Origin of the sequence: Nocardia sp. CC227C (assembly GCF_030767025.1) — a bacterium.
Lineage (GTDB): Bacteria > Actinomycetota > Actinomycetes > Mycobacteriales > Mycobacteriaceae > Nocardia.
The window spans coordinates 23,846-37,643 of the sequence record NZ_JASITE010000018.1 but is presented as its reverse complement, the minus strand read 5'-3'; the positions used below and the strand labels follow the sequence as shown (position 1 = coordinate 37,643).

Here is a 13,798-nt window from a genome sequence, read left to right as displayed (position 1 = left end):
TTCGCAAGTGGATAGGTTGCGGACGTTTGGTCCGACAACGAGTTGTGCCCGGGAGGCCGGGCATCCGATCAACGAACGGGTGAGCGCAGTGCCGACCGGCAAGGTGAAGTGGTACGACGTCGAAAAGGGCTTCGGCTTCCTTTCCCAGGATGAGGGTGAGGACGTCTATGTCCGGTCGTCCGCACTGCCGGAGGGCGTGGAGGCCCTCAAGCCCGGCCAGCGGGTGGAATTCGGCATGGCGGCGGGCCGGCGCGGCCCCCAGGCTCTCAGCCTCAAACTGCTGGAGACCCCGTCCGTGCGCGGCCAGGGGCGCGGCGAGCGCCGCAATGCCGAACCCGCCGCTCCCCGAAAGACTCCCGACGAACTGCACGGTCTCGTCGAGGACATGATCAAGCTGCTGGAGATGAAGGTGCAGCCCGACCTCCAGCGCGGCCGCTACCCCGATCGCAAGATGGCCCAGCGCATCGCCGAGGTCGTGCGCGGGGTCGCCCGCGAACTCGACCACTGACGGCCGAAACGACGGGCCCCGATGAGCATTCGCTCACCGGGGCCCGATTGCGTTGGCGGACAGTTCGTCCGGGCGGTCAGTCCGCGGTGCGGATGGACCAGGCGGCGTGCGGGATGTAGCCCTCCTCGCCGGTGCTGGTGTCGCGGGCCAGGATCGGCAGCTGCACCTCCACGCCGAGCAGCGGCAGTCGCTCGGCGGACGGAATGGTGATGGCGACCGTACCCTCGTCGAAATCGCGGTGCGAGATCCGCTGCGGCATGATCGCCCCGTCCGGCAATTCGTAGTAGGCCACCGCCACCCACGGGCTCCCCGCGATCGACTTGGGCAGCGACAGCTGCAGCGGGTACCCGCTCGGCACCTCCAGGTCGGCGAATTCGCCGGTGCGGCAGTCGGAGTCCGCGGGGCAGTCCAGCTCGAGGGGCAACTGCGCCTCGTTGCCCTTGGGCAGCACCAGGCAGTCATCCATCTGCACCGAGCAGTACATGAAGGGCTCGACCGTCACGGCCTTGCCGTGCGCGTAGGCGGTGATGGCGGGCTTCGGCTCATCGGCGGCGCGCACCGCGAGCGCCACCACCGTCGCGACGGCGGCCACGAATACGAGCAGCGCCGCTGCGACGAGAGCGAGGATCGTGCGGGCGTTCGGTTTGCTCACCGGTGCTTCCTGTCCGTCATGTGGCGGGTTCCCCCGCGCCGTGCGTGCGGGAAGTCTCCTGTTTCGCGTGCTGGGGTCGGTTGCCGCCCAAACCGGGCAGCAGCGAATGACCACGGTAGCTGACCACGGTCTGCACCAGACCGAGCGCCATGATCGCCGTGACCACCAGGAAACCCTTCCAGTAGTCGGTCGGCAGCAGCACCCCCGCCGCACCGCCCAGCACCCACGACAGTTGCAGCACGGTCTCCGAACGGCCGAAACCGGAGGCGATGGACTCCGGCGGCAGATCGTCCTGGATGGAGGCGTCCAGCGACACCTTGGCCAGCGCGCTCGCCCCCGCCGCCACCAGCGCCGCCACCGCCGCGCCGATCAGACTGCCGAGGATCGCCGCCAGCACCGCGACCGCCACGCAGGCGATGGTGCAGCTGAGCACGATGAGCGACGGACGACCCAGTTTCATGCGGGCCCCGGTGGCATTGCCGGTGAAATTGCCGACCGCGGCCGCCGCGCCGACCACACCGAGCATGGCGGCCTGCTGCACCGGCCGGTGTTCGGTCGCCTTGGCGACGAACGCGACGTAGAAGGTCAGGAATCCGGTCAGGATGCGGATGGTGCCGTTGCCCCAGAGCCCGGTCACCACCGCCCGGCCCAGCGGCTGCCGCCGCTTGCTGGGCTGGATCTTCGCCGCCTGGCTCGGGTCGAGCACCTCGGTGCGGGCGTCGCCGCCGTGATAGCCGAGGGTCGCGGGCACCTCACCCTCGGTGACCTCCACCCACGACGGAATCCGCAGGCTCAGATAGCACCCCGCCCCCGCCAGCACGGCCGCGAACACCAGGGCTCCCGGGGTGTGCAGCACCGACGCGATCAGACCGGTGACACCGCCCGCCACCAGCGTGCCGCCCACCAGGCCGAAGACGGTGAGGCGGGAGTTGGTGCGCACCAGGTCGATGCCCGGTGGCAGCACCCTGGGCGTGACCGCCGATTTCAGCACCGAGAACGATTTGCTGAGGATCATCATGCACAGCGCCAGCGGATACAGCGCCCAGGTGTCGTAATTGAAGATCAACAGCACCGCCACCACGACGCGGACCGCGAACGAACTCGCCAGCGCGATCCGGCGGCCCCGTTGCAGCCGGTCCAGCATGGGGCCGATGAGCGGGGCGATCACCGCGAACGGTGCGATCGTGATGAGCAGGTACAGCGCCACTTTCGTCTTGGACTCGGCGGTGGCGCTGGCGAAGAACAGCGTATTCGCCAGCGCCACCGCGATGGCGGCGTCGGTGGCGAAGTTGGCCATGGTGGCGTAGACGAGCGCGGTGAGCCCCGATTCCTCCGCACCGTCGGCCTTCGCCGCGCGCTGGAAGGTCGCGAAGCCGCGATTGGTGAGCTCGATGCCGCGCCGCGCGGCGACGCGGGTGACGGTCAGCTTGCGCGGCGGCTTCCGCAGGCCCGGGCTGGTGATCTCGCGGGTGCGTTCCGGATGTTCCGGATCGGTGGCGGCGAACCGGGCGGTCGGCGGCAGGTCACCGGAATCGGGTGTGACCGGCTCGGCGTCGAGCGGCCGCGGGGTGCGCGGTGCCCGCTGCTCGCGGCCGTCCCGGGACAGCCCGACGCCGCGCGGCTCGTCCGGCGGCACGGGGACACCGCGCGGCGGCAGCGCCCGCGCCCGTCCGGTCCGGCGGGCCAGGAATTCCGGCAGGTCGGGATCATCCGGCAGCGGTGCGCGGGCGGGCGTGTTCGGCGGCGGATAGCGGTCGTACCCGGGGTGCCGATCGATGAGCGGGTACTCCTCGTCCCTCCACCGACCGGACTCGGCGTCAGGGTCACGAGGAGATGTCACGCCCCAATTCTTGCAGTGTCCACCGACGGCGTCGCGGGCCGCCGCACCCCGACATGCCCACCAGCGCGAATGCGACGCGCCGGGGATGTCACTCCGGGACGAAGCGGACCTCGAAGGAGGTGGGCCACTTCTTGCCGGTGAGCAGGAAGCGGTCGGTGCCGGGGATGTGCGCGATGCCGTTGAGCACATCGCTGTCCGGAGTGCGGGCCGAGCGCGGCAGCAGTCCGGCCGCGTCGATGACGGCGAGCACGGTGCCGGTCTCGGGGTCGATGCGCAGGATGGTGTCGGTGGGCCAGGCATTGGCGTAGACGGAACCGTCGGGCGCGCAGTCGAGTTCGTTGAGGCGGGTGTCGCCGCGGCTGGCGAGGGTGACCTCGCCGGTCGGCGCGAAGGTCTCCGGATCGCGGAAGGTCAGGGTGGCGGTGCCATTGCTCATGACGATGCGGTCACCGCGCGTGCACAGTCCCCAGCCCTCGCCCTCGTAGTCGGTGCGGCGCAGTTCGGTGAGGGTTTCGGCGTCGCGGGCGATGGCGATGCCCTCGGTGTAGGTGACCTGCCACAGCACGTCACCGGCCCGCGTGATGCCCTCCCCGAACAGCGGTGCGGGCAGGTCGGCGCGGGCGTGTTCGACCCCGGTGGCCAGATCGCTGGCGCGGACGAGGGATTCACCGGGCAGGCCGGTGCTCTCGTAGAGCACGCCGTCGTGGATCTCGAGGCCCTGCGTGAACAGGGACGGATCGTGCGGGCGCGTGGCGACCACTTCGGCGCGCAGACGCGGCGCGTCGTCCGGTTCGGCCGCGCCGCACGCCACCGCGGCCGGGAACAGTGTCGTCGCCGCCAGCAACACGGCGATGTGCCGTCCGAACAGGCCGGTCACCACCGGTGCACGGTGTTTGCGCTTCATACGGCAAAATGTAGGACGTGAGCGCTGTTCCTGTTTCGGAGTCCGGTGTGCGGCCGATCCTGGCGGAGGCGGTCGAGCAGGCCCGTCGCGCGCTCGTGGAGTTGGAACCGACGGGTGTGGGTGTCCATCTCGGCGTGTCGGCGGAGGACGAGTCCTCGGCCACCCATCACTTCGAGGCCACCCTGCCCGGTTACCGCGGCTGGCAATGGGCGGTCGTGGTGGCCGCGCCGCCGGAGGCCGACCACGCGACCGTGAGCGAGTCCGCGCTGCTGCCCGGGCCCGATGCCCTGGTGGCCCCCGACTTCATTCCGTGGGAGCAGCGCATTCGCCCCGGCGACCTGGCCCCCGGCGATCTGCTGGCCCCGCCCGCCGACGATCCGCGCCTCGTTCCCGGCTATCTCGCCACCGGCGATCCGGTCGTCGACGACGTCGCCCTGGAACTCGGGCTCGGCCGCAGCCAGGTGCTGTCCCGTGAGGGTCGCGAGGAAGCCGCCGACCGCTGGTACTCCGAATTCGGCCCCGACGCCGATATGGCCCGCGCCGCCCCCTCCACCTGCGGCCTCTGCGGCTTCTACGTTCCCCTCGCGGGTGCCCTGCGCGCCGCCTTCGGCGTCTGCGCCAACGCCATGGGAGCCGACGGCCACGTGGTGCACGTCGACTACGGCTGCGGGGCCCACTCCGACACCGTCCTGCCCACCGGCTCCGGCTCGCCGCTGTACGAGGCGTACGACGACGCGGCGGTCGAGGTGGTCCCCGCCGAGGATCTCCGCCGACCGGAAGACGCGAACACGCCCGCGGGCGCACCGCAGGCCGAGGCGACCGATACGGCGAACAACGGCACTGCGAACAACGGCACGGCGAGCGGCATCGTGGCCGCGCAGGCCGACGCGGAGACGATCGACAACGCCGCTGAAACGGGCGAAACCACCTTGGGCCCCACCGCGGCTGCCGACGAGGCGACCGGGTTCCGGGAATCGGCCACCGACAGCGCGGTAAGCGCCGGTGATCTCACGGACTCCGCCGCGGCGCTCGGCACTGCCGCCGCGACAGCGGCGGATCCGGCGGATTCCACCCCGGCATCGGCCGATCCGACCGCCGAGACGGCCGGGACCGGCGAGGCCGTCGCGGATTCGGCGGCGGCGGAAACCGATCCAGCGATCGGCACCGCTTCCGGAACGCCGAGCGAGTCCACCGAGACGGCTGTGGATACTGCCGAGACGGCTGTGGAAGCCACAGATTCTCCTGCGGATTCCGCGAATTCGGCCGCGGTCGCCGGTGCGGTCGAAGAGGCCGAGGACGCTCCGGAGGTGACGCCCGTCGGGATGGCCGCCGCCGAAGACGATGCGGATGCCGCCGACGTGGTCGAGTTCCACGGGGCCGCCGAGGCGGTCGCGCCGGTCGACGTTCCGGGTGGGGAGTTCGGTGCGCCGGTCGCCTACTCGACGGATCCGGCGGTCGCCGCGGCGTCCGGGGCGGGGGTGGTGGACTCCGGTGAGGCTACTCTGTTCGACCTGTACGACCCGGACGCCGGGCCCTACGACGATGCCTGGGGCGTCACCGCGGTGAATGTGGAGCCGCAGGGCGGCGACCCCGCGCCGGGGTCGAACTGAGTCCGCGGCGCGGTCGTTCCCGCCGCGTCGTCGAGCGATTCGACTCCCGTTTCGCTACGCACCGCCGTGGAAGGGGTGTTCGGATTGGTTAGCGGGGTGGCGGATCCGTTCGGGACCGCGGCATTGCGCGAGGGCGTGCTCTCCGCCTGGCGCGGCTCACCCACCCGATTGCGGGAGGACGCGGCCACCGAGGCGGATCTGGTGCGGGCGGGCTACCGCGACCGGGTGCTGACCGAGCTGGCCCAGAACGCCGCCGACGCCGCGGCCAAGGCCGGGGTGGCGGGGCGCGTCGCGGTGTGGCTGGCCGACGGCCGCCTGCATATCGCGAATACCGGTGTTCCGCTGGATGTCTCGGGCGTCCACGCCTTGACCGCCCTGCGTGCCTCCGCCAAGTCCGGCGCGGACACCTCGGTGGGCCGCTTCGGCGTCGGATTCACCGCCGTGCTGAGCATCTCCGACGAGATCGAGTTCCGCTCCACCGGCGGCTCGGTGCGGTTCTCCCGTGATGCGACTCGGCAGGCATTGCGCGAGAGCGGTATTCGCATCCCCGACACCGAGCACCCGTTCGAGCCGCCCGCCTTGCGCCTGGCCTGGCCGACCGGGCACGACCCCGCACCGGGATTCGACAGCGAGATCATCCTCGACCCGCGCGCCGACGTGGATGTGCCCGCGCTGCTGGCGAGCATGCGCGCCGAAGCCATCGACCTGCTGCTCGAATTGCCCGCCCTGCACAGCATCCGAATCGCGGACGACGAGATCACCGGCACGGTGATCGATCTCCCGCACCCCACCGCCGCCGCGCACCTCGGTCATGACGGTGATGCCGATAGCCCTGGCCTGCAAGAGGTTCGGATCACCGGTCCGCACGGGGAGATCCACCGCTGGTGGCAGTTCCGCACCGCCCGCGCCCGCTGGCTGCTGCCGCTGCGGGACGGGCGTCCGGTCGCGGCCACCCCCGACGTCCTGCGCGCCCCGACCCGTTCGGACGAGGAACTGTCCCTCCCGGCCCTGCTCATCGCCGACATCCCCATGCAGCCGGACCGCCGCCGCCTGCTCCCCGGCGTCCGTCTCACCGACTTGGCCTCCGGCTACGCCGATTTCGCGCGCGCACTTCCGCCCCGCGACCGCTTGCTCCTGGTTCCGACCCCCGGCTTCGCCCGCAGCGAGGCCGACGGCCTGCTGCGCGAGGCGCTGGTCGCGGAGCTGGGCGAGCATGCCTGGCTTCCGGTCCTCCACCCCGAGCCGGATACCCACCCCGCCCTGGATGCGGCGTACCCCCACACGGCGGACCCCCACGCGGCGGACCGCAGCGTCGTGGAGCAGGCCGCGACGGAGATCGCCGATACGCGTTCCGCCGCTTCCAACTCCGGTCCACTCGGTTCCGGCGTGGTGGATACCGTCGATTCCGCCGCCGTATTCGCGGGCGAGGAGCGGGCGGTCGCGGTCGAGCGGCCTCGGCGGGCGAGCGTATTCATCGGGGTGAGCGCGGAATTGGCGCGGCTGCTGGCGGAAATCGTTGGTCCGCTGGTGGTTCCGGAGTTGTCGGGGCGGTCGACCGCCGACGCGCTGTCGGTGCTGGATGTGCACCGGATCGGATTGGCGCGCATCGCGGAGCTGTCGGGGAGTGTGGAACGTCCTCCGCAGTGGTGGTATTCGCTGTACGAGGCGCTGGAGCCGTTCGTCACCGATCCGCTGGCGGTGGAGGAACTGGGGGCGCTGGCGGTGCCGCTGGCGGACGGCCGGATGGTGACCGGGCCGCGCACCGTGGTGCTCGACGATCACCTGGAGGCGGCGGTGCCGGTGCACTGGGCGCGTCTGGTGCATCCGGAGGCGGCCCATCCGCTGCTCGGGCGGCTGGGCGCGCGTCCGGCGGGCCCCGAAGAGCTGTTGCACGATCCGGCGCTGCACGCCCAGTTGGAGCACGATCCCGCCGACCCGGACACGGTGGAGGCGGTGCTGAGCCTGGCCGCGCACGCGAATCCCGGTGCGCGCGCCGTGGAAACCAGCTCCGGGGCAACGGATCCGGCTCGCGGCGAGCCCGCCGCCCCGGTCCCCGGACTGCTGCCCACCTGGCTGGGTCTGCTCGAAATACCGGACGCCACCGGCGATCTCGTCCCCGCCGACGAACTGCTGCTCCCGGACGCCCCGTTGGCGGGCGTCCTGGTCGAGGATTCGCCGTTCGGCACCGTGGCCGACGACCTGGTGCGCCGTTACGGCCCGACCGCCCTGCGCGCGGTCGGCGTGGGCTGGGGTTTCACCGTGGTGGCGGAATCGGATCCGACCGGCCCCGACCATCATCTCGACGACGAGGAAACCTGGTGGGAGAGCCTCGCCGAGGACCCGCCGGAACTGCTCGCCGTCCGCGACCTGGATCTGGTCGACCCGGAGCAGTGGCCGCGAGCCCTGCGGCTGCTGCTCGCCGACCCCGCCACGCGGCCGCTGCTCGCCGACCGCGACGGTTACACGGCGTGGTGGCTGCGGCGGCACGCATGCGTCGACGGCACCGCACTGGGCCTGTTCCGCCATCCGGCCGATCCGGTCTTCGCGGGTCTGCTCCCGGTGCTGTCCATCGACGCCGACACCGATGCCCTGCGCGCCGTGCTCGCCGACCCGCAGATCATCACCCCGGATCTGGCCGCCGAACTCCTCGCCGCTCTCGCGGACCCGTCCAGAAACCCGACCGCGGAGGCGATTTCACGAACCCACGAGCGACTGGCCGAGGCCACCGCCGCGGGCCGCCTCGACCTGGACGACCTGGTTCTCCCCGAGCGAGTGCGCGCTCTCTCCGGCGCGGTCGTCGACGCCGCCGACGCCCTGGTTCTGGACGCGCCCTGGTACGGCCTGGCGCTCCCGCCGGAGCGGCTCGTGGTCGGCGGTATCGACTCGGCCCCACACCTGGCCGCGCTGCTGGACCTGCCGCTGGCCTCGCAGGCCGTCACCGCGCGCGTCGAGGGCACCGGCCGACGCACCTCCTGGTCGGCCGAACCGCTCGGCGTGCTGTGGCGCATGCAGAGCGGACTGCCCGCTCCCGCAGGCGATCTCGTCGTCCATGACGAATTGCGGGTGCGGTTGTCCGGCGCGTACGAGGCGACCGTCACGGTGCCGTGGTGGCGTGACGGTGCGGACACCCACGTCGTGTCGCAGCCGCGTCCGGCGCACTGGTGAAGTCCGGCAACCGAGCGTAACGGGTACGAATCGGCGGCTGTACGAGCGTGGGCGAGGGCCGCGCGGTATCGGCGGCCCTCGCCCGGCGTCGGGCTACTCGCTGAACTGCGCCACCATCCGCGCCAGCAGGTCCATCTGCTCGCGCACCGCCGCGCTGTCGTTGTCCACCAGCCAGCGCAGCACGATGCCGTCGATGGCGGCGAGCATGAAGCGGCTGATGACGCCGACGGGAACGGACCAGCGGGTGTCCGTCGCCTCACGGGCGTGTTCGATGATGTCGGCGACCGTGGAGTCGTTGAACGCGTACTGTTCGCGGGCGATGGCGAGTTTCGCCGGTGTCTGCTCGCTTTCGCGGAGGGCGTAGGTGGTGGTCTCGTAGGTGAGTAGTTGCCGTTCCGGGGTGGCTTCCACGTTCTGCCACATGAGTTCCAGGCCGTCGCGTACCAATTTTTGAAGTGATTCTTTTCCACTTCCGACGTCCTGCCATACCGTTTCGTTGGCATCGACGGAATCGCGCAATTCCATCGAGAGCGCTTTGACCAACTCGGTCATGAGCGCGTCCTTGTTTTCGAAACAGTAATGCACCACACCGAGCGAAACACCGGCTGCCTGAGCCACATCGCGCGTGGTAACTCCTGCCACGCCCTTTTTTTCGGCAAGGCCGATGGCCGCCTCGATAAGGTGGGCCCGTCGTTCTTCGACGCTCAATCGGGAGGACACTCCAGGGAGTTAAGCCTTCAAGAGCCGCGCAGTCAATTCGCGCGTCGGGAAAGTCTCCACTGGACGTGTGTCCAGTTCTGTGGTTCGCTGCGAGTTGGTACGAAGGGAGTCGCCGAATGGTGGTGTCGCGCAGGACTGTTCTGGCCGGTGCGGCGGCGGGGTCCGCCGCGCTGACGGCCGCCGCCGCGATCACGCTGCCGGGCGGGTCGGCGCACGCGGCTCCCGGCGGCGACTTCCTGATCGGCGTGGGCATTTCCGACATCACGGGCCCGGCGGCCGAATGCGGCATGATGGGTTACTCCCAGCTGGAACAGACCACCGCCGGAATCCACCTGCGGCCCAGGGCCCGCGCCTACATCATCGGCAGCGGCGACCAGCGGATCGTGTACGTGGTCGCCGACAATGCGATGATCTTCCAGTCCGTGCACCGCGGCGTCCTCGACGAACTCGCCCGTCGCTTCGGAGATCGCTACACCGAGCAGAACGTGCTGCTCACCGCCACGCACTCGCACGCGGTCTGCGGCGGCGCCAGCCACGACTACGCCTACAACCTCTCGATCCTCGGCTTCCAGCGGCAGGTGTACGACACCGAGGTGAACGGCATCGTGGAGGCCGTCGTGGCCGCGGACGCCGACCTCGGACCCGGCACCCTCGAACTCGGGCGCGGGGAATTGCACGACGCCAGCGTCAATCGCTCGCGAATCGCCTTCGACCGCAATCCCGAAGCCGACAAACGGTATTTTCCGAATGCCATCGATCCGGCCGTCACCGTGCTGTCGCTGCGCAAGGGCGGTCGACAGGTCGGTGTCATCACCTGGTTCGCCACCCACAACACCTCCATGAGCAACACGAATCGGCTCATCAGCGGTGACAACAAGGGTTACGCCTCCTTCGCGTTCGAACACGGGGAGCGCGGCGTCCGGTACCTCGACGGCGGAGCCGATTTCCTCGCCGCTTTCCCGCAGACCAATACCGGCGACATGTCGCCCAATCTGAACCTGCGCCCGACCTCCGGTCCCACCGAGGACGAGTTCGAGAACACCCGAATCATCGGCGAGCGCCAATACCGCGCCGGAAAGGCCGCACTCGCCACGGCGCGCGCCATGAGCGGGCCGGTGGACGCCATGCTCTGCTATATCGACCTGTCCGACATAGCGGTGGACGGTCGTTTCACTCCCAACGGGCAGCCCCGGCACACCGCGGCCGCCTGCGCGGGCGTCTCGCTCATCGCGGGCAGCATCGAGGACGGGCCCGGACTGCCGGGCGTGCCGATCCCCGAAGGCGTGCGCAATCCGTTCGTGGACGCGCTCGGCGGTGCGAATATGCCGGTGCCGGACTGGCTCACCGACGCGCAGGCCCCGAAGGCGATCGTCGCGCCGCTGGGCCTGCTGCCGCCGGTGCCGTGGGTGCCGAGCGTGGTGCCGATCCAGATCGTGCGCATCGGCGAGCTGTATCTCGCCTGCGGCGGAGCGGAATTCACCATCGTGTCGGGCCTGCGCATCCGCCGCACCGTCGCCGCCGCGCTGGGCGTGCCGCTGGAGCAGGTCCTCATGCAGGGATACGCCAACGCCTACCACCAGTACGTGTCCACGCCCGAGGAGTACGACGCACAGCAGTACGAGGGCGGCTCGACGCTCTACGGTCGTTACACCCTGCCCGCCTACCAGCAGGAATTCCACCGGCTGGCAACGGCTTTCGCGGCCAGGGGGCGGGTGCCGCGCGGTCCCGCGCCGCGCGACGTCTCGGCCTTGCAGCCGAACTTCGTGCCCGTTCCCGGCCCCGACGCCACCCCGCCCGGCCTGGATTTCGGTGCGGCACTGCTCCAACCGGCCGCCGCCTACCCCCGCGGTGCGCAGGTCGCGGTCGAATTCGTCTCGGCCCACCCGAAACACAACCCCCGCCGCAATGGCACCTTCCTGGAGGTGCAGCGCAACACCGGCGGCACGTGGACCCGCGTCGCCAACGAGGGCGAGTGGGCGGTGAAATTCCACTGGTCCCGCCGCGGCCCGGATATCTCGGTAGCCCGCTTCACCTGGGACATTCCCACCGACGCCACCCCCGGCCGCTATCGCTTCCAGCACTTCGCCGACCAGCTGACCCCCGACGGCACCCTGCGCCCCTTCACCGGCCTCAGCGCTGAGTTCGACGTCGGCTGACGGCTGCGCCAGGCCGACTATGCCGTGCCGAGTCGGGTGCGCGAGCCCGACCCGCGCGCGCCTCCGTGACCGCCGCGCCTCCGTGGCCGCTGTGTCGCGTGACTACCGTGGCCGCCGCGCCGCCGTGACTGCCGTGGCCGCCGCGCCGCCGTGACCCCGCGCCTCCGCACGTCCGTGGCCGCCGCGCCGCACCACCGGTCGGCCCGCTGATCGAGCCTGGACAGCCCACTTGCCCGGGTGCAGGGCCGCTGACCGGGTGGATCGGCGCGAATACGATGCTGAGCCAGTCGAAGTCGTGATGCGGCGGGTGGCGTCGTGCCGGGGCTTGTGGGGTGGTGACCGGCGGGTGCGCCGCCCGCCTCAGAGCCCGACCTGCGCCCCCTTGTCGCCCCGTCGCGCCCCGCGCCGCTGGATGGCGAAGATCGTGTACCCCAGCAGCCCCACCGCCAGCCCCATGAGGCAGACCGGGCGCGCCTCGTGCCAGCGGTCACCACTGGCGAACACCACGATCGTGGCGATCAGCCAGGCGATGCTGCCGATCGCCAGCACCGGCCGCGGATCGGTGAAGCGCGGCGGAATCTCCGGTACGGGTCGAGTCACCCCACCAGCCTAGAGCCCACCAGCCCACGCGTATCCCGCCGAGGCACGCTTCCCGCCGACGTGCGTATGCCGCCGACGCGCGTATGCCGCCGACGTGCGCATCCTGCCGACGCACGACGTGAGTATCGCGTCGACGTACGCTTCCTGCCGAGGCACGCATCCTGCCGACGCACACATCGGGTCGACGTACGCATCCTGCCCACGTAGGTGGCTCGGCTGCGCGTCCATGACGAAGTCGACTACGTACACCACGGACGGCCCACGACATTCGACGACGCCACCGGACCGTTGAGGACGCCCGATCCGGGCTATCGTCCGCTGGACCGGAAAGCCAGGCTCGGCGCGGAGGACCGTACTCGGCGCGGACGATCGTGCTCAGCGTGCGGCCCGTCGCCGCCGTTCGGAGTGTGGGTGGGTGCGGCGCCCGGAACCTGTCACTTTCTCGCCTCGAGAACGGCGGTGTGGCCCGGATGGGACAGGGGTGGTGCGGGCTGCGGCGAATGTCTGTTCGCCGCGGGTTCGGGATCGGGTGGGGGCGCGGGCTGGGCTGGCGGGTTTCGGCCGTTGTCGGGGTGTTCGCCTGCTGACGTGAGGCATGATCGGTAGGTGGGCTGCCGGGCGGTGCGGCGGTGGCCGAGTCCGGCGTGCGGTGAGAACGTGCGCGGTCCGGGGCCGAACAGCCGCCCCCGATGCGGCCGGTCCCGTATCGTTTGCCTCTGTGACAACGCCTTCCGATATTCGAGCGCTCGCTGGTGACCTCTCACTGGCGGTGGTGCGCTTGACGCGACATCTGCGGGGTAGGCGAGCCGATGCCCAGATTTCGCTGACCCAGCTCTCGGCGCTCGCCACCCTGAACCGGGAAGGCGCCATGACCCCCGGCACGCTGGCCGCCAAGGAGCGGGTGCAGCCGCCGTCCATGACCCGGGTGATCGCATCGCTCACCGAAATGGACCTGGTGGAGCGCAATCCGCATCCGACCGACGGGCGGCAGATCATCGTGTCGCTGTCGGACGCCGGGCGGGCGCTGATCGCCGATGAGACCAGCGCGCGCGAGGCGTGGATGACCGAGCAGCTCAGCGGTCTGGCCCCGGATCAGCTGAAGGTGCTCGAAGAGGCCGTCGCGATCATGAAGCAGATCGTCGACGAATCGGAGTAGCGCGGGTCAGGCCCGCGCCGGCTGATATCCGAAAGGCTGGTCACTGGAGACGATTTCGCGCCCCAGCGGGAACAGCGAGACCGGAACGAGCTTCAGATTCGCCCACGCGAACGGGATGCCGATGATGGTGACCGCCAGCGCGATGCTGGTGAAGATGTGGCCCAACGCCAACCACCAGCCCGCGACGATGAACCACACCACGTTGCCGAGCATGGACGGCACGCCCGCCCCCGGCTTCTCCACGGCCTCCCGCCCGAACGGCCACAGCACGAACGAGGCGAGCCGGAACGCCGCGATACCCCACGGAATGGTGATGATCAGGACGCAGCAGATCAGCCCGGCGACGATATAGCCGACCGCCATCCAGAACCCGACCAACACCAGCCACAGTACGTTCAACAGCAGTCTGAGCACGCTCACCCTCCCCAGCATGCCAGCGCCCCGGAATCACTGCCACCGCCCGTAACCGGCGTGTGATCGGCGGTAC

At 70.6% G+C, this 13,798-nt stretch carries 10 protein-coding genes and 1 pseudogene; 5 read left to right on the top strand and 6 right to left on the bottom strand.

All coding sequences use genetic code 11. The annotated features are described in order from the left end of the window. Positions 1-88 precede the first annotated feature (88 nt). Positions 89-508, top strand: a complete 420-nt coding sequence (locus tag QMO76_RS29285; RefSeq protein WP_029930919.1) for a cold-shock protein — start codon at positions 89-91, stop codon at positions 506-508. Between the two features lie 76 nt (positions 509-584). Here the strand turns inward: QMO76_RS29285 and QMO76_RS29280 are convergent, their stop codons facing one another. The 3 genes from QMO76_RS29280 to QMO76_RS29270 all read right to left on the bottom strand — a co-directional run bounded on the left by QMO76_RS29280 (position 585) and on the right by QMO76_RS29270 (position 3,904). Further along, positions 585-1,160 carry a DUF2771 domain-containing protein gene (locus QMO76_RS29280; protein ID WP_306364584.1) on the bottom strand — a complete coding sequence of 192 codons (576 nt, stop codon included), beginning with the start codon at positions 1,158-1,160 and terminating at the stop codon, positions 585-587. 16 nt (positions 1,161-1,176) lie between these two features. Next, on the bottom strand, positions 1,177-3,000 hold the full coding sequence (locus tag QMO76_RS29275) for an MFS transporter (RefSeq protein WP_306364583.1): 1,824 nt from the start codon (positions 2,998-3,000) through the stop codon (positions 1,177-1,179). Positions 3,001-3,088: 88 nt separating this feature from the next. Next, complete coding sequence (locus QMO76_RS29270) at positions 3,089-3,904, bottom strand: glutaminyl-peptide cyclotransferase (protein ID WP_306364582.1); 816 nt, start codon at positions 3,902-3,904, stop codon at positions 3,089-3,091. A gap of 47 nt (positions 3,905-3,951) precedes the next feature. On the opposite strand from QMO76_RS29270, the pseudogene QMO76_RS29265 reads away from it, so the two are divergent. After that, positions 3,952-4,659: pseudogene (locus QMO76_RS29265) on the top strand (DUF3027 domain-containing protein); the annotation flags it as partial. Between the two features lie 951 nt (positions 4,660-5,610). Next, complete coding sequence (locus tag QMO76_RS29260) at positions 5,611-8,679, top strand: sacsin N-terminal ATP-binding-like domain-containing protein (RefSeq protein WP_306364581.1); 3,069 nt, start codon at positions 5,611-5,613, stop codon at positions 8,677-8,679. 93 nt (positions 8,680-8,772) lie between these two features. Here the strand turns inward: QMO76_RS29260 and QMO76_RS29255 are convergent, their stop codons facing one another. Next, a complete protein-coding gene (locus QMO76_RS29255) occupies positions 8,773-9,387 on the bottom strand; it encodes a TetR/AcrR family transcriptional regulator (protein ID WP_306364580.1) in 615 nt (204 codons plus the stop codon). A gap of 128 nt (positions 9,388-9,515) precedes the next feature. On the opposite strand from QMO76_RS29255, the gene QMO76_RS29250 reads away from it, so the two are divergent. Continuing rightward, positions 9,516-11,555, top strand: coding sequence for a neutral/alkaline ceramidase (locus QMO76_RS29250; RefSeq protein ID WP_306364579.1), 2,040 nt, complete (start codon positions 9,516-9,518; stop codon positions 11,553-11,555). A 360-nt stretch (positions 11,556-11,915) separates the two neighbouring features. On the opposite strand, the gene QMO76_RS29245 is transcribed toward QMO76_RS29250, so the two are convergent. After that, the gene (locus tag QMO76_RS29245) at positions 11,916-12,155 is read right to left on the bottom strand and encodes a DUF2530 domain-containing protein (RefSeq protein ID WP_306364578.1); all 240 of its coding nucleotides are present in this window, start codon (positions 12,153-12,155) and stop codon (positions 11,916-11,918) included. A 718-nt stretch (positions 12,156-12,873) separates the two neighbouring features. On the opposite strand from QMO76_RS29245, the gene QMO76_RS29240 reads away from it, so the two are divergent. Continuing rightward, the gene (locus QMO76_RS29240) at positions 12,874-13,311 is read left to right on the top strand and encodes a MarR family winged helix-turn-helix transcriptional regulator (RefSeq protein ID WP_306364577.1); all 438 of its coding nucleotides are present in this window, start codon (positions 12,874-12,876) and stop codon (positions 13,309-13,311) included. 6 nt (positions 13,312-13,317) lie between these two features. Here the strand turns inward: QMO76_RS29240 and QMO76_RS29235 are convergent, their stop codons facing one another. Continuing rightward, the gene (locus QMO76_RS29235) at positions 13,318-13,731 is read right to left on the bottom strand and encodes a YccF domain-containing protein (RefSeq protein WP_306364576.1); all 414 of its coding nucleotides are present in this window, start codon (positions 13,729-13,731) and stop codon (positions 13,318-13,320) included. Positions 13,732-13,798 lie beyond the last annotated feature (67 nt).

Coding starts and splice junctions, on each gene's coding strand:
- QMO76_RS29250 (WP_306364579.1), top strand. CDS start 9,516: ATGGTGGTGTCGCGCAGGACTGTTCTGGCCGGTGCGGCGGCGGGGTCC.
- QMO76_RS29270 (WP_306364582.1), bottom strand. CDS start 3,904: ATGAAGCGCAAACACCGTGCACCGGTGGTGACCGGCCTGTTCGGACGG.